This window comes from Allobosea sp. BK604 (genome assembly GCF_004341515.1).
Lineage (GTDB): Bacteria > Pseudomonadota > Alphaproteobacteria > Rhizobiales > Beijerinckiaceae > Allobosea.
Window position 1 is genome coordinate 108533 of the sequence record NZ_SLZF01000008.1, and the last position, 15858, is coordinate 124390.

General features: G+C 60.8%; 17 protein-coding genes. 6 read left to right on the forward strand and 11 right to left on the reverse strand.

Going from position 1 to position 15858, the window contains the following annotated elements:
- Positions 1 to 85: 85 nt before the first annotated feature.
- The 4 genes from EV560_RS23720 (at position 86) to EV560_RS23735 (ending at position 4959) form a co-directional block, all read left to right on the forward strand.
- The gene (locus EV560_RS23720) at positions 86 to 1732 is read left to right on the forward strand and encodes an arylsulfatase (protein WP_131858302.1); all 1647 of its coding nucleotides are present in this window, start codon (positions 86 to 88) and stop codon (positions 1730 to 1732) included.
- A gap of 1291 nt (positions 1733 to 3023) precedes the next feature.
- Positions 3024 to 3227: a hypothetical protein gene (locus EV560_RS23725; RefSeq protein WP_131858303.1), complete on the forward strand. Its 204-nt coding sequence runs from the start codon at positions 3024 to 3026 to the stop codon at positions 3225 to 3227.
- A 413-nt stretch (positions 3228 to 3640) separates the two neighbouring features.
- Entirely contained in the window at positions 3641 to 3985 is a 345-nt protein-coding gene (locus tag EV560_RS23730; protein WP_131858304.1) for a hypothetical protein, read from the forward strand.
- A gap of 758 nt (positions 3986 to 4743) precedes the next feature.
- On the forward strand, positions 4744 to 4959 hold the full coding sequence (locus tag EV560_RS23735; RefSeq protein WP_131858305.1) for a hypothetical protein: 216 nt from the start codon (positions 4744 to 4746) through the stop codon (positions 4957 to 4959).
- 777 nt (positions 4960 to 5736) lie between these two features.
- Here the strand turns inward: EV560_RS23735 and EV560_RS23745 are convergent.
- The 8 genes from EV560_RS23745 to EV560_RS23780 form a co-directional block, all read right to left on the reverse strand.
- Positions 5737 to 6021, reverse strand: coding sequence for a hypothetical protein (locus EV560_RS23745; RefSeq protein ID WP_131858307.1), 285 nt, complete (start codon positions 6019 to 6021; stop codon positions 5737 to 5739).
- Positions 6022 to 7268: 1247 nt separating this feature from the next.
- A complete protein-coding gene (locus EV560_RS23750) occupies positions 7269 to 7571 on the reverse strand; it encodes a response regulator (protein ID WP_207908101.1) in 303 nt (100 codons plus the stop codon).
- A 171-nt stretch (positions 7572 to 7742) separates the two neighbouring features.
- A complete protein-coding gene (locus EV560_RS23755; protein WP_131858309.1) occupies positions 7743 to 8843 on the reverse strand; it encodes an extracellular catalytic domain type 1 short-chain-length polyhydroxyalkanoate depolymerase in 1101 nt (366 codons plus the stop codon).
- A gap of 13 nt (positions 8844 to 8856) precedes the next feature.
- Complete coding sequence (locus EV560_RS23760) at positions 8857 to 9261, reverse strand: CopG family transcriptional regulator (RefSeq protein WP_131858577.1); 405 nt, start codon at positions 9259 to 9261, stop codon at positions 8857 to 8859.
- Between the two features lie 66 nt (positions 9262 to 9327).
- A complete protein-coding gene (locus tag EV560_RS23765) occupies positions 9328 to 9984 on the reverse strand; it encodes a DUF1345 domain-containing protein (RefSeq protein WP_131858310.1) in 657 nt (218 codons plus the stop codon).
- A gap of 6 nt (positions 9985 to 9990) precedes the next feature.
- Complete coding sequence (locus EV560_RS23770) at positions 9991 to 11232, reverse strand: NAD(P)/FAD-dependent oxidoreductase (protein ID WP_131858311.1); 1242 nt, start codon at positions 11230 to 11232, stop codon at positions 9991 to 9993.
- Positions 11233 to 11310: 78 nt separating this feature from the next.
- On the reverse strand, positions 11311 to 11820 hold the full coding sequence (locus EV560_RS23775) for a YciE/YciF ferroxidase family protein (RefSeq protein WP_131858312.1): 510 nt from the start codon (positions 11818 to 11820) through the stop codon (positions 11311 to 11313).
- A 99-nt stretch (positions 11821 to 11919) separates the two neighbouring features.
- Positions 11920 to 12825, reverse strand: coding sequence for a hypothetical protein (locus EV560_RS23780; RefSeq protein ID WP_131858313.1), 906 nt, complete (start codon positions 12823 to 12825; stop codon positions 11920 to 11922).
- 357 nt (positions 12826 to 13182) lie between these two features.
- Here EV560_RS23780 and EV560_RS23785 point away from each other — a divergent pair, with 357 nt between their 5' ends.
- Positions 13183 to 13599, forward strand: a complete 417-nt coding sequence (locus EV560_RS23785; protein ID WP_131858314.1) for a DUF1236 domain-containing protein — start codon at positions 13183 to 13185, stop codon at positions 13597 to 13599.
- A 178-nt stretch (positions 13600 to 13777) separates the two neighbouring features.
- Here the strand turns inward: EV560_RS23785 and EV560_RS23790 are convergent, their stop codons facing one another.
- The 3 genes from EV560_RS23790 to EV560_RS23800 are packed head-to-tail and all read right to left on the reverse strand — an operon-like array spanning position 13778 to position 14555.
- Positions 13778 to 14068: a hypothetical protein gene (locus EV560_RS23790; protein WP_131858315.1), complete on the reverse strand. Its 291-nt coding sequence runs from the start codon at positions 14066 to 14068 to the stop codon at positions 13778 to 13780.
- Positions 14069 to 14107: 39 nt separating this feature from the next.
- Complete coding sequence (locus EV560_RS23795; protein ID WP_131858316.1) at positions 14108 to 14332, reverse strand: hypothetical protein; 225 nt, start codon at positions 14330 to 14332, stop codon at positions 14108 to 14110.
- Positions 14325 to 14555, reverse strand: a complete 231-nt coding sequence (locus EV560_RS23800; protein ID WP_131858317.1) for a hypothetical protein — start codon at positions 14553 to 14555, stop codon at positions 14325 to 14327. Before EV560_RS23800 ends, EV560_RS23795 begins: the two co-directional genes overlap by 8 nt.
- A gap of 629 nt (positions 14556 to 15184) precedes the next feature.
- On the opposite strand from EV560_RS23800, the gene trhA reads away from it, so the two are divergent.
- A complete protein-coding gene (gene trhA, locus EV560_RS23805) occupies positions 15185 to 15853 on the forward strand; it encodes a PAQR family membrane homeostasis protein TrhA (protein WP_465247037.1) in 669 nt (222 codons plus the stop codon).
- Positions 15854 to 15858: the final 5 nt, after the last annotated feature.

Below are 15858 nucleotides of genomic sequence, written 5' to 3' on the forward strand. Positions count from 1 at the left end.
GTCACCTCGGACCAGAGGGAAGAACTCAGCGCATCTTCGACGAGTCCCATTCGCTCCGGTTCCGGCTTACGCGAGAGGATATGCCATGCAGAAGAAGCAGGACGTTCCCGACACGAACCCGTCGCTCGACAGGCGCAGCATCCTGCTCGGCGGAACCGCATTGGCTGCTGCGTCTGCCTATCTTGCGGCTTCGCCGATCGAGCGGGCCCAGGCCCAGCAGCCGGCGGCGCCGGCGAGCGGACGCAAGCCGAATATCCTGGTCATCTTCGGCGACGACATCGGCATACCTCAGGTCAGCGCCTACACGATGGGAATGATGGGCTACCGCACGCCCAATATCGATCGCATCGCCAGTGAAGGCGCGATTTTCACGGATGCCTATGGCCAGCAGAGCTGCACGGCCGGGCGCGCCTCCTTCATCCTCGGCGAGGAGCCGTTCCGCACCGGTTTGCTGACGATCGGCATGCCCGGTGACCCGCATGGCATCGCGGACTGGATGCCGACCATCGCCGACGCCCTGAAGACGCAAGGCTATGCCACCGGCCAATTCGGCAAGAACCATCTCGGTGACCGCGACGAGCACCTGCCGACGCGGCACGGCTTCGACGAGTTCTTCGGCAACCTCTACCACCTCAATGCCGAGGAGGAGCCCGAGGGCTATTTCTATCCGAAGGATCCGAACTTCCGGAAGCAGTTCGGCCCGCGCGGCGTGCTCAAGACCTCGGCCGACGGCAAGATCGAGGATACCGGTCCGCTCAACACCAAGCGGATGCCGACAGTCGACGAGGAATTCCTGGCCGGCGCCAAGGATTTCATCGACAGGCAGGTCAAGGCGAGCAAGCCGTTCTTCTGCTGGTTCAACTCGACCCGCATGCACGTCTTCACCCATCTCAAGCCGGAATCGATGGGGAAGACCGGGATGGGCATCCATGCCGATGGCATGGTCGAGCATGACGGGCATGTCGGGCAATTGCTCAAGCAGCTCGACGATCTCGGCATCACCGACAACACCATCGTGCTCTACACGACCGATAACGGCGCTGAGATCGCACTCTGGCCCGACGGCGCCATGACCCCGTTCCGGGGCGAGAAAGGCACGACCTGGGAAGGCGGCTTCCGTATCCCGATGATGGTGCGCTGGCCGGGCGTGATCAAACCCGGCACGCAGTACAACGAGATGATCACTCTAATGGACTGGTTCCCGACCTTCCTCGCCGCAGCCGGCGAGCCGGAGATCAAGGAGAAGATGAAGGCGGGCTTCCAGGCAGGCAGCAAGACCTTCAAGGTCCATCTCGATGGCTACAACTTCCTGCCCTTCTTCAAGGGCGAGTCGAAGCAGCCGCCACGTGACGTAATGTTCTTCTTCGACCAGGGCGGCAATCTCAATGCGGTGCGCTGGAATGACTGGAAGGTCAGCTTCGCCGTCAACAGCGAGGGCAATATCGCCACGGCCACGCGCGAAGTCACATCCTGGGCGTCGATCACGAACCTCCGGATGGACCCTTACGAGCGGGGCATGAAGGAAGGTGGCGAAGCCACCAAGTTCCTCGGCCAGCAAATGTGGCTGCTGGTGCCGATCCAGTCCAAGGTGAAGGAGTTCTTCTCCGATTTCGCCGATTACCCGTACCAGACGGGAAGCTCTCTGAACGCGGCCGGCATCAATTACGGGCTGCTCCAGCAGCAAGCGGCGCTGAAGCGACTGGGCGATCTGGAGCGGTTGAGGCCGCGCTAGGAAGCGCCGAGTTCGTCTGAGAGCAGATGCGGGCCCATCAGTTATTCCACCCAGCCTTCTGTACATAGTTTGGCGACGAACGGGCCCAGATCGTTCTCAACGCCCTACAGTGAAGGGCATATGAGTGCTGCAAAGCATGAAGTTTATCCATAACATACATCAGATGGCTGACTGGTTAAGGTCAGTTTCTAGTTTCTAGAGCACAATCATTCGCAGTAGGTGGCGGCGCGGCGCAGATGGTCCGGATTGCGCAGCCGCGCCGGCGCCGGTCCACCTCAGGTGAGCCCGGGGCCACTGGCTGCGTCAGCGCGACAATGACCACTCACCGCCTTTCGATTGAGCGTACCTACCCCGACGATGACAGATACTGGCAAGTCCGCGAAGAAAGCGGAGATTTCGTCGGTATAATAGTCGACTGTCGTGACCAAACAATCGAGGATCGGCCAGCCTGGTTCTGGGCGATCAGCGTCTTCGGCATGCCTCAGCCCGGCATATTTCGTGGGGACGAATGGACCCGCGAGGATGCAGTCGCCAAGATCCATGAACGATGGCCGGCCTTCCGGGCTCAGTTCAGCGATGAGGAGTACGAATGACACCGGAGCGCGGACGGCAACGAACCGCGTTTAGGTGGCGCCTCGTGCCGGAGCGATCCAGCGGCGACGACAGCGGCTTCGCGCCATCGCCGAATAAAAAGCCCGCCAGCATGACCTAGCGGGGCAGAGTCTCATGACGTGGGACTGGCATCCCGTTCACCTAACGCTCGCCAACTAAACAGGTTTCAACATAAAAAGCCCGGCCCCCTTTCGGAGTGCCGGGCTTTGTGACCGTCGACGCACAGAGGCGAACGGACGGTCGCTTTCGATCTCGGTGCTACCTCCGACCGGCGGCCGGTACATCCGCGGCTCGCAACGGTCGGCTGTAGGCTGGCGCTGGATGAGTGCCGGAAAACCAACGCGGGGCAGCGCAAAAGGTTCATTTGAGTCTGCCGCGGAAGCGCTAGTAGGCTCCGCCAGCGTGAACCGACGGAGCCTGGCCAGCATCAAAGGTGTTGCGACACGACCTTCGATCTACGAAGTGCAGGCGAGTTGGCAAGGAGGTCCTTACCAAAGGTTAGGCCGGCAAAAATAAATGCACCCTCGGAAAGACGAAATCTCCCTGAGCTCCCAACCGAATTGACGCCTTGTCCCCAAGGACAAGTGACTGCGCGGGGCGAGGACATCAAACTGCACTTGTAGCAAGCGTTGGAGCAGCAATGATGGGCCCGGCCGCGGATCGAGGGCGATGCAGGCTGATGCTTCGCATGCCCGCGTGGCGTGCCGAGCCGCAGCAAATCACGACTCCAGATTTCTTAGACGTCTGTGAAGCCTATGAGCTGATCTGGAATGCGATCGCCGCCTTTGACAAGGCAGGTGCAACGGAGAAGGTCGAGGAATTCAGAACCCTTGCCGAGTTCCTCGAGGGCGAGGCATTGCTGATCGCCCTCCATATCCACTGAGAGACGTCGGGGCTCCACGGGCCTACGACACTAGACCACTTGCTTATTGATCCGTGGGAGCGCCTTGTGGAGGAGCGCGGCACACCTTCGCTTTATCCCTCCTGAGAGCTGTGCTTCGGAGTGAACCCAAGCGAGAACATTATGTAAAGCGGACGGGGCAGGCTTATCCTGCGGGGCGGCTCCGACGTGCCTTTGCAATACTGTTTCGCCTCGCTCAAAGATGGCGCTCGACGCTACGGAACCCTTTTTGGCGATTTAAGCACCATGGACTGGGGAGAATTCGCGTATCAGCTCCGATATCACCCGGAGGGTGGCACCGAGTTCCCGGTGTTGATCACGACCAGCGGCGACCGATATCTCACGTTTGTCAGCGATAACGTTCAATTGCCCCGCGACAGCGCGATATCGCATGGATGAGGGACGAACAGACCGCCACGTCGCCCGACAAGCTGGATCCAACTACTCGGCTCAAAGGGAATGAAGTCGACGGAGCGGGAACGGCCGATGGAGAAATTCGTGCTGCCGGACCGAAAGGGCGGCTCATGATGTCAAGTTCAATCCAGCGCGCGCGTGCCGCCGCGAAGCAAATGATTCGAAATACTGAAGAAGCTTGCGCCGCACTGACGCGAGCCGAGCGCCTGTCGGGCTGCACCGAGGCTTCGGCCGAGGAAATCGAATTGATCTCTCTCATGTTCGCGTTGGAGGTCTGGGACGCTCAGGAATGCTGGCGAGGAACCGCTTCACCGCGCCGACTTTGAGCTGGATCAGTCTTGCTGCGAAGGTGTCGGAATTGAAGTGGCTATCCACGTCATATGTATTCGAGGCAAAAAAAGGCCGCATTATTCCAATGGGCAAGGCAGTTCGTTATGTGACATCGGCAAACGGCCGAGCCGCCATTATTCCCAATGCGACCACCCGGAATGCACTGCCGTTGGCCGATTGCCTTCGTATCCTGTCATTACGCTACGGACGATCCGTGGCTTGCCCGGCATGACGTGCACGATCGATCGTGGACGGGAGGTCAAATTTGTGGACGATAATAGTTCTAGATCGTCGAACTTGCGTGCTGATCACGCGCCGCCCCTAGCGCCGAATAGGAAAAGCACATGCCGGACAGTATAGTGAGACTGAAGTTCGTCGACCTCTTTGAAATGGCCTTGAGCATGGACCTTCTTGAGGGTGCCGTAATTAAGGGCCGCGTTTCAGACGGAAGCGAGATCGAGGTACAATTCTCTGCCCGAGCACTTGCCAAACTTGAGTCTTTCCTTGTGCACGCGAATGTCGAACAGGCAAAGCATCACTCGTCGCATTGAGCCTGCAGACACGCGATCAACGAATCCCTGGCCTTCAGCTTGCTCGCCAATCGCGAGGTCGCGACCTGGCCGGAAGAAGGGCGCCACCGATGCAAGGCAGCCTTATGGTAGGAGGGTTTGCACCTCTGCCCCGGCACACATTCCGAGTTGGCGAGTTACGTCATGACATATGCGCGTTGCCCAACAGTGAGTGGGAGAGTCGTATGGACCAGGGGGACATCGGGGTCGTCGACATCAGAGCCATGCGGATTGATCGTAATCCGGCCGAGTCCGCGTCCTTCCGCGTCGAGCTTACGAGCGGGCAGATCGTCAATTTGCACTGTTCGCCTCACGCGCTCTCGAAGTTGGAGGCCTTCGTTTCGCTGGCCGTTACAACCCACCTCAGAACGGCACAGCGCCATAAACCCGCCGCGCTCTAACCGCGTCTCATTGGATATGTTGTCGTTGGACGAACCATTTGACTTGCCGCATGTTGGGCTTCCATTAGGAGCCGCCATGAGAACACCGGTGCCAGTGGCAACCATCTATAACGACGACGAATGGCAGAGAGCTGCGAAGCGAATTGTTGAGCTAGGGCGTTGCAAGTTCGGATCGGTTGAGGAAGCAGAGAAACTCGCACTGACGAACGCGATTTCGGCCTGGTTGCTCCAAAAGCGCATTCGGCTGCGATAGCTCGGAGGCCCGGCCTGTTGGGGCTCGTAATCGTCGTCGCCAGTGCGAACGGTCGTTACGGATTCTGGCTTGCCATCACTTGCAATAGAACGGGCCCCTAGGTTCCGGCCTTCCAACTGGCCTCCCGCCCGGCATCTCCTTCGCAACCCCTCAAACCGCGCGAGTCGCACCGCAAGGGCGGGCAGCCGCCACGCCTAGTCACCCAGCTACTACCTCCTTGCCGGGAGTGGCTTCACGGGCGCTTAGGGGGGTTCTATCGATCGCTCGGCGTACGGTGGCACATCGACGAGCGTCCCGATCAGGCGAAGCAAGGCCTGCTGCTCGGGCCGGTCGCTCGGTCCCGAATTAAGAAACACTCCGAGCTCGATATGGGACAAACGGCCGCCAGACGGGCCGTTGGGCTGATGAATCACAAATGCCGCGCCGCTGGTCGGTTCTCGACCCAAATACCAGCCGTCACCGTTCGGACTACGGTAAAGTTCACGTCGCTCCGTCATGGGTACCGTACCTCACAGGCGTTAGACTCATCCTTTCTCTTCAAGGCGTAAACGATTGAATGTTTCAGTTATCGGATTGTGCAGGCTACCCTGGCGAGCAGGCTTAGTGGATGTGCGGTTTCCACCTGCCCGCTCGATCTGGGCTTCACCTATCACTCGCTCCCGGTCGTCGCTGCCTTTCACGCGGTATTGGGGCTCGCCATCGGTGCGGGAGGGCAACAGGCGCGTGACGGCATAGAGTCCGACGGCAGCCTGATCGTAAAAGCCAAAAGCTAGGCTGACCTGATCTCCGACCGCGAATTGATGGATCATTTCAATATCCTTCGTGCCAGCCTCAGGAGCTGAACCCAACTTTAGCACGTCACGACGCACTTCGGAGAAGAAAACGGCCCGCCCGCCGAAGCGAGACCGGGCCAAAATCTGAGGTCTCAAATCCAGGTGCGCCGCCAGGAGAGCGCGCGGTTTGAGCCGTTCGGAGATGGGGTGGGAACACCGAAGCAGTTCCCGACGCTCACCGGCGATGCTCTTGCAGCGTATCTGAGATCCGGGCGAAGCCAAAAGAAAAAGGCCAGCGTTACCCCCGAAGGGTGACGCCGGCCATGGATTCTGAAATGTCGGCCCGGAGTAATCCCAGCCCTCCGAACCGCTACCTTACCAGTGGGACCGCTCCTGGATACAGACCTAGGTCGGGCTATTGGGCCGCGGAGTTGGCCGTTGGAGACTGGGAAACCGTACTGTGGGTTCGATTCCGCCGCTCTCCTTCGAACCCATAATACGGTTTCCTGATGCTCGCGCCAAAACCCGCGGCAACGGTCTGAAAGCGTCACTCGGCAACTCGCGCCACGAAAGCGCGTTGATCTCCGGAACGGCGCCGCAGGGAGCACTCAAATGTCAGAGCGTGATGTGGCTTTCATACAGGGTGGATCGCGGAAAACATATCGACCGGGGAGTTTCTGGAGGGTGGTGTGGACGCCCGTTTTGATGTGCTTGCTCGAAATGCTCTGAATACCCGAGAGGGAGATTCTTGAGGAGTTTCCTACCCTTGCGTTAAGGAAGGCGGAAGCTATTCAAGGCGCGGCAGATTACGAGCTTCGCCGACAGATTGACGATGCGGAGTGAGCGCCGCGAGCGACGATTAGACCGGACTTGACGCAAGAGTTCTCGCCAAAAGGGCTGTTAGAGCCACCAGCCAATAGACGGCCAGCCAGAGCCAAGCATCGATATAGGTGCTTTGGAGCATGGATCGTGCCTCCGCTGATGAAGGCACAATCCCTGGATCTTTTGGGCGTTCCGCATTCAATAAAATGCCGCCTAATCGTGGTTAGCAAAGTGCAAACTAGGTTCGCGGGCGGAAGGCGTCTCGGGCTTAGGCGCAGCTTCGCATCGTGTAAGGGGAAGAGCATCGATGGCAGACACCCGCATTGACCTCGCAATCGAGGCGGGGTCGAAGGCACTACACGAGAATGCGCGCGAGAAGCGGCAATTCACTTGGGGGGAGTCGTCGGAGGAATGGCGCCTCGATCTGCGCGCCTTTGTTCGGCCGATCATCGAGGCCGCGGTTAGCGGGCATTGTCCGGCAGTTCGCCGTGGCGCGGCGCGACACCGCCGCTCACCACGACGATGATCACCAACGGCCAGCCCAGCCGCACGGCATGCGCCAGCTTGACGCCATTCATTGAGCCGGGCATCTCGATATCGGTGAACAGGATCGCGACGTCATCGCGGGTTTTCAGGATGGCGATTGCCTCGTCCGCATTATGGCCCGCCTCGATGGTATCAAATCCCGCATCCTCGATGAAGTCGACAGCGTCCATCCTGAGCAGGGGCTGATCTTCGACAACCAAAACGACCAGCTTCAGCATGATCTACTTTCAGCGGTGATCCTTAGCCAACTGCTGCCGGCGCTTGTTGTTGCCGAAAACAGTAAAGAATTACTCCTTGGCGATTTGTTTGGTGCTGGGCTCGCCACAAGGGATTTGCGAGGAAGGGTTTCCCGTCCCGGAAGCCACCCGCGTCCCGATGACGAGACCGTCCTATTCGTCCTCAAGGAAGAAGCGGATCATTTCGCGGGAAGCGTCCGGGCCGTCCGCATCGGCGAAACTGCCTGCGGGATTCCCGCCCGACCAGGCGTGGCCCCCGCCCTCGATCTGCCAAAGCTCCGCAACGGCGCGGCCGGAGGATGGAGCGATCACGGTGCGAACGACGCTTTTCCCACTGGTCCTGAGGTGAGATGTCAACTCTTGCAGACCGGTGTTTGAACCTCGGGCCGCATTGAATACGCGTTCGCCGTTGGACGGATGAACCGTCACGTCGGCTGAACCGTGGAACACGATCTTGCGGTTGCGGGTCGCAGAATGGGCGGTGGCCGCCTTTGCATTCCCCTTCATAGCAGCGAACGCTGTCATGACGTCGCTCGCCGCTCCGTATGGCAGGCCGGAATGCACGCCCACGGCAGCGAACACGTCCGGATAGGTAGCTGACAGAACCTCGGCCATCGCGCCTCCCGCGGAGAGGCCCGCGACATAGACCCTGTCACAGTCGATGGCGAACTCCTTCGCCAAGGCCTCCGCCATTCCGGCCAGGACCGCCGGCTCGCCGAAGCCCCGCTTCTGATGCCGTACATCGAACCAGTTCCAGCAACCCTGGGCATTAGCGCTTCTGGGCTGATGCGGATAAGCGACCACCAGTCCAAATTCGTCCGCCAACGCATTCATCCCCGTGCCACAGGCGAAGTCGTCAGGATCCTGCGTACAACCGTGCAGCATCAAGACGAGAGCCCGCTTCCGCCCCGTCGGAACGTTGGGAACGTGCAGTTTGTAGCCCAGCGAGCCCGCCGCATTGCGGAAAATGCGGGCGTTGGAATTCCGCCCACCCTCGAACGAGACGTGATCCTTGGAGGTGGTGGCACCTGGCGCGAACTGCGCGCGGTTGTCCTTAAGAGCCTTCAGAATCTCGCCCAACCGGCGAGGCCGATCGAAAGGTCCGCTCGCAATGTCGGACCGGGTAGGTGGTTGCGTCGACATGAGGGCTCTTCCGGCGAGCCCGCGCTGAATCGCGGCTGTCGCCCCGGCGACATCGGACGATTTGAGCCGGGACATCGCATCCCCCAGGGTATTTCGAATGAATGGGGTCATTGGAGTTCCTGAGCTATGCCAAACGATCGGCCAGGGCGGCTTTGATCTCGGGCGTTGCGTGAAGCGAGCCGAGAACCGTCAGGGACACGATCGTCTCCTTGGCCAATTCCGGCGTGACGTCGGGGTCTATGATCGCCAGCCCCAGGACGCGGATCTCCAAGCGCTCACCCGCGGCCTTGACCGCTTCGAGATCGCGCCGGGTAAACGTCCGAAGGCCGAGTTCGAGAGAGAGCCTCGTCGTGGCCTGCGCCGCGATATCCGCATGGGTGGCAAGCTGGTTTCGCACCGCGGTGCGAATGAAATCGGATCGGTTCGAGTAGAAGCCGTCCCTGACGAGCAGGTCGATGCGACCGAGATCGACGAAGCCGAGATTGATCGTGAGCTTCTCGCTGTCAGGAGTTTTCATTTTATCATCCATATACCATCCAATTGGATGGTATATGGATATCGACCGGCAGAAAACAAGGGGCAGCACAAGCTGAGCTCATCCCCCGGAGAGCAGCGAAGCGCCGACATTGATGCCGAAAGCCAAGATGCTGGTGTTGAAGAAGAACGAGAGGATGGAATGGGCCAGGACGACGATCCTGACCTGGCGCGTGATAACGCCGATGTCGGAGGTCTGCGAGGTGCAGCCTATCGTGTAGGAGAAATAGAGAAAATCGACGTAGGTAGGCTCCTCTTCGCCGGGAAAATCTAGGCCGCCCTTGCCGCCATCGCCGCCGTAGAAGTCGTATGCGTAGTGCAACGTGAAGCACGCGTGCACCAGCGTCCATGAGCAGAGGATCGTGACCGCGCCAAGGGCGAGGTGAAGCCCTTTTTCGTCAGGCGATAAGGCTTTCAGGCCGGCGAGCTGAATGCCGATGGCAACGACGCTCGCCGCCGCGGCCAGACAGGCGATCATGAGAATCGCGAGCGCGCCCTCATCCTGTTCGCCGGCTCGCGCCTTTATCTGCTCGACGTCCTCGCCGAAGATCATCGTGGCCAGCAATCCGAGATAGAGGATTGCGCCGGCATCCCACGCGACCAGCAGCCGTGTCGTCCAATGCCACCCGCTCGGCAGCAGGATCGCGAGGAACACAATCGCCCCGAGCGCTATCAAAAGGCGTGGTCGGACAAGGAGGGATCTCGGAAGCAGCTTCATCGGGTCTCACGCCGTCGGCGACGGCCGGTCGATGGCGAGATCGTCGTACCAATCCTCGCGATGACCGGCGATCATCTTGGCGATGACCCGCGACGCCAGGAAACTGAAGGTGATGCCGTTGCCGCCATAGCCATAGGCGGCGAACATCGCGGGGTATCGGGGTACCTGCCCGATCAGCGGCAATCCATCCTCGGTTTCGCCGAATGCTCCCGACCAGACGAACTCCGCTGTCGCGTTTGCCGCCGGTCGCAGCGCCCGCAACTTTCCCAGGATTGCCTCGGCCTTCGCCGGCATCAATGCATCCCGCGCCGATGGCTCGGTGATATCCTCATCATCTTCGCCGCCGACGATGATGCGATTGTCGCTCGTCGTGCGCGCATATAGATAATCGTTCGATGCCTCCCAGATCAGCACCCCGTCGCGCCATAGCGCATCAGGCGTCTGCGGCGGCGTGGCGATGGCCCAGCTCGAAGCCGTCCTGTGCAGTTCGGTCCGGACGAAATCGGGCATGACATAGCCCGTCGCGAGGATAACGCGGCTGGCCTGGATCTCGTGACCGCCATCGAGCGCGACGACGACGCCATGCCCGAAGTTATTGTAGCCGATGGCCTCGGCATCATACATCGACGCGCCGTGCCTAAGCGCGTCGGCAATCAGGGCGTGAGCCAGGAGCAAAGGATCGGCATCGGCCGAACCGGGTGAGATGATCGCGGCCTCGCGGTCGAAGTCGAACTCTCGCTTCAGCGTGAGATAGTCGAGATAGGTTCCAGGCAGGCCGGCGCGTTCACGCAGATGGTGCTCGGCCAGGAGTTGGCTCGCATTGGTTTCGCCACCAGCGAGATAGAGCGAGCTTCGGTGCCGAAAGGTGCAGCCAGGGTGAAGCTCGTCCACAAGCGTCTTGAGCCCCGCGACGGCCTGCAAGCTACGTCGGTAGATGTTGGCCGCCCGGTCGAAGCCGTACAAGCCCGTCAGCTCGCTGAGAGGACAATCGATCTCCCATTGCAGCATTGCGGTGCTGGCCGCAGTGCTGCCAAAGCCGGCGCGCTCCCGATCGATGATCGTGACCTTGTGCCCAAGCGTCGTCAGGTGTTGCGCCATCAAGGCTCCAGTGATGCCGGCGCCAACGACCAGGACGTCACATTGCAGGCTTCGATCGAGCTTCCTCCGAACCGGGCGCGTGAAGCCCGTGGCCCAGGGTGGGCACCCGCCGCGAAGATCGTTCTGGACCGTGGTGTCAGATTCGAACATGACCCTCGCCGATCGATGCGATCCACGCAAAAAGGGGCCCCGACAGCCTTGGCCGTCGGGGCCTGCTGAAAATCGCGATCATGCGGCTTTTGCGACCGCAACCGCTGCTGAGTTCGCCGGGCCGCCCAGCTGTGTCAGTGTCTTGTCGGTCTTGGTTTCCTCGGCGAGCGTGGCGTCGAGCAGTGCGACGGCGTCGTTATGGCCGAGCTGCTTGGCCCAGGCCTTCAAGGTACCGTAGCGGGCCATCTCGTAGTGCTCGACGGCCTGAGCGGAGGCGACGAGGCCGGCGTCGAGCGCCGGGCTGTCGGCATAATCCTCCATCACCGCTTTGCCTTCCTCGAGAATGCCGAGGATGGCGTCGCAGGTCTTGGCGCGCGGCGCCTTACCGACGACCTCGAAGACCTGGCCGAGGCGCTCGACATGCCCCTCGGTCTCATCGCGATGCGTTTCGAAGGCCTTCTTCAGCTCGGGCGATTTGGCCGCCTTCGCCATCTTCGGCAGGGCCTTCAGGATCTGCTTTTCGGCGTAGTAGACGTCCTTGAGCATGTCATGGAAGAGCTCGTCGAGCGGCTTCGGGGTCGTGGCCATGGGAATTCTCCTGGTTGCTGTCAGTGGGATTGCAGGCGTGGCGGTCAGGCTCGGCTCTCTCGTGAGTCCCCAGCCGAAGAAGGCGGCGGTCGGTGCGGCTCAGACGTCGAACTTGTCACGGGCACGGCCACCGATCGTTGCGCAATAGCTAGAAGCAAGGGCGCCCATCAGCATCGCGATGAACGTCGCCAGTGCGAGGGAAGCCGCGCCTTTGCGCGCCGTGTCAGCCGTCTCGCGAGCGGTCTGCTCGGCCTTGGCGGCAGTCTCCTTGGCCTTCGCTATGGCGTCGTTGATGCGCTTCTCGGCGTCCGGCTGGCTGATGCCGGTCTGGGCCGCGATCACATTGGCGACATAGGTCTTGTCGGCAGGCGCCATGTCGCCGTTGCGGATGCTCATGGCGACGATGCGGCCGACCTCGCCACGGCCGGGGGCCGCGTCGGTGGAAGACGGTACCGAGCGATCAGTTCGGAACAGAGTATCGGTCACGTAAGCGGAGGGATCGAGGTTCGACAAGTCGACGCGGCCCGCTACCTGGCTCGCTGCGCTGGATACGGCCGAACCGACGCCGGACGCTGCGCTGGCGCCAAGGCGAGCCGTGCCGCCGATGATCGCCGAGGCGGTCGAAGCCAACAGCACCGCTCCGACGATGGAGCCGACGGCCCATGCGAGGAAGCCGTGCGCGGTGTCCCGGAAGGCGATCTCGTCGGTGTGCACGCCCACGCGCTTGGTCCGAAGACGGCCGGCCAGGTAACCGCCGGCGCCAGATGCGGCAAGCTGGATGAATGCCAACCAGATCACGGCGGCGATGCCGAAGGTGGTCGCGGTGACGCCGGCGTTCGACCACGGCGAGATCGAGGTAAAGCCGAGGCCGGCGCCGGCGGCAAGGAGCATCAGGGAGATCGCGGCGCTCACGAGGGCTCCCCCGAGGACGGCGCCCCAGGAAACGGCGGAGAACGCGCGGGCGGTCGTGGCGTCAGCGACGCCGCGGGAGGTGTAGTCTGTCATGGTGGCTAAACTTTAATGGCGACGCCAGCGCGGCGGACGCATTGCAAACGGCCCGTTAGCCGCCCGATATCAACGCAACGGCCGAATACTCGATCGGTTCCACGGTTGGCCGGGACCGACACGGCAACACGAGCTCTTTGATCGCACGATCAAACAAGGCGAAAACCCAACTTTCGCCGCTGAACAAATTGAGAGGATAATCGAACACGAAAATAATACTGCGAATTGGGTGCAGTAATTTTACGAGATAAATCTGTAATTCCGAGTTGGAACTCTACATCGCTTCCATGGGTTGTGCCGGAACATGGCCAACTTGCAGGATGTTCCTGGCGGTCGGTTCACGCGAAGGACTTCTCGATGCTGAAGACATTTCTGATTATCGCTGGCCTCGCCATCGTTCCCTCGGCCACGTTCGCGCAAAATGCTCCCGCCGCTCAGGGAGGAGCCGTTGGTGGCGCCGCCACCGGCGCGGTTGGCGGCGCGATTGTCGGGGGCCCAATCGGCGCAGTCGTTGGCGGGGTTGGCGGCGCAGTCGTTGGTGCAATCATCGGCGACCAGACCCCACGATTCCAGACGTATGTCGTTGAGCAGCGCCGCCCATCCTACAATTATGCGGAGCCAGTCGTTGTTGGCGCTACGCTGCCGAATGAAGGTGTCGTGTATTACGATGTGCCGCGGGAATATGGTGAGACCAGCTACCGATACACGGTCGTGAACAACCGGACGGTGCTTGTCGACCCGAAGACCGGCAGGATCATGCAGATCATCGAGTAGTCTCCCGGCTTGGGCGTCCATCGAACCCACGGCCCCCTCCAGCACTTGGAGGGGCCGGGGGGCGCTTCAGGCGTGCGACTCCACGAGCGGCCTGGCCGCCGCCCCATCTTTCCGATGCGCCCTTTTTGGCCCGTCTGATCGGGAAACAGCAGCCACCGACTGCGCATAGACGCTCAGTCTATTCCGCGGTCGCAATCTTCGTTCGATCGGGTCGCTTTGCCATTCCCTGGTCTTTTTCCGACACCCTCTGGCAGGCGCTGCGCGTAAAGCGCTCAATCTCGGCAAGAGCGGTGCCGAGACTGAGGAATGGCCCATGTTTCATGACCTTCATCGTCTCCAGCGCATGTCCTACCGCAACGATCCGAAACGCACCGGGCGCCACCTCTGCGACTTCGCCCATAGGCCGTCCGAGCAGATCGGTCAGCTGCCAAGTGACCTCATCGGCTTTCTGCGTGACGGTGATGTCCATGTGGCACTCACTGCGTTCGAGATCAGGAACGGACACATCTCAAGAAGATGCGGGCTTGGGCCGCTTCGTCGTGTCCGCTGCAAGCGCTTCCCGGTCCAGCGCTTCCTTTTCTAGCCGCTGCGCTCTCAGCCTGGCGGTTTTCGCGTCGCGAGCTTGATTGGCGATCTCCGTTTCGGACATGAGCCTATCGCGCGCAGATGATTGCGTCTGAGTCTTGAGGAAGGCATTTTCGGCGTTGGTGCGCTGCTTCGAATGTTCAGCCATCGATTGACCCTACATCTTCGCGCTGGTGGGCGCCGTCTTCGACGATCTCATGGTGTCCGATCGCGCGCTCAAGCCCGTCCGGACCACGCACGCGGTACTGCTCTTCTGCGTTGTCACGCGATGGCATGACGCGCAGGATTTCGAATGGGCCAAGCCGAGGCTGGTTGGCCATATTGTGCGTCAGGTGGACGAGATCTCCGGCCTTGTACGCGATGACGCTCATGGACTCTTTTTCCTGGTAGGTGCGGGGTCAAATGCTGGCTCCGAAGCCTGTGATAGCTTGTGCCGTGCCGTGAATAAGCGATGTGGGCAGTCTTCTGAATCTGTCCGCGCCACGCACGACATACGGGCCCCTGTTCCCGGAGAACGACTATCTCAAAGAAGCTGGCTGTTTTCTCAAAGGCGCCCACGCCAGAACACATCAACCGCAGAGGGCTTTATTACCGGAGACCATCTGTCCGACATGGGGAACGATCCCCTCTATTGTAAGGCTGCTTCAATAATAAAGGCGAAACCGCGGTAGTGCTGCCAAGGAAGGGCGTGGCATGTTTGGCATGTCAGTACCAGTCATACCGGTCATGCGGCTGAACGGGGCGCTCGTGGCCGGGATGCGCCAGAAGCGGGCGCGCGGATGCAACCGAGGAGCAGACCTTACCCGCCTCGAATTGAGCGCGGCGCCGTGGGCGATCCGGTCAGGCTCGTTCGGCGATTGCAACGCCTTCATCTTCCCGGCCGTTTGGAAACTGAACACTTGAATAGCCGACAGGCATCTGATGATGCACGGGCAACGACATTGAGATGACACAGGCTCCCGGTACGTGCCAAGCCGGTTCAAGCGCTAGCGGGTTAGGAATTGCTGTGAACGTTCCCGCCGTAGGACGCTTCGTCTTCAGGCGCGCCGAGCTCTGGGCTGACGGCGTGATCCACGTTCTGGGCGTTATCTTGGGGCTGGGAGCGGTCGCAGCATTGATCGTTCAGGTCGCGGACACCGCTCCGCTTTTCGACCTGATCCCAGTTTCGATCTACGGCGCGGCCCTCCTGGCAGTTCTCATCGTCTCGGCCATGTACAACATGTGGCCGATCTCGCCCCGCAAGTGGTTCATGAGGCGCTTCGACCATTCGGCGATCTACGTACTCATCGCCGGCACCTACACTCCGTTCTTGATGAAGCTGAGCGGAAGCATTTTCGCCCAGGCCTTGCTCGTCGTCGTGTGGCTCAGTGCCTCTGTGGGTGTCGTGATCAAGGTGGCTTTGCCCAATCGGTTCGACCGCCTGTCGATTGCGCTCTATCTCCTGATCGGGTGGAGCGGTCTCCTGATTTGGGAGAGCGTCAGCCTCCTGCCCGCGACCAGTTTATGGTTGGTCGTCGCAGGCGGCCTGCTTTACTCGGTCGGTGTCATTTTCCACGTCTGGGAAAGCCTGCCGTTCCAGAATGCGATCTGGCATAGCTTCGTTCTTGTGGCTTCCGGCTGCTTCTATGGGGCCGTGTTCCGGGCGTATGTGATGACGCCGACAGCGTGAACTCT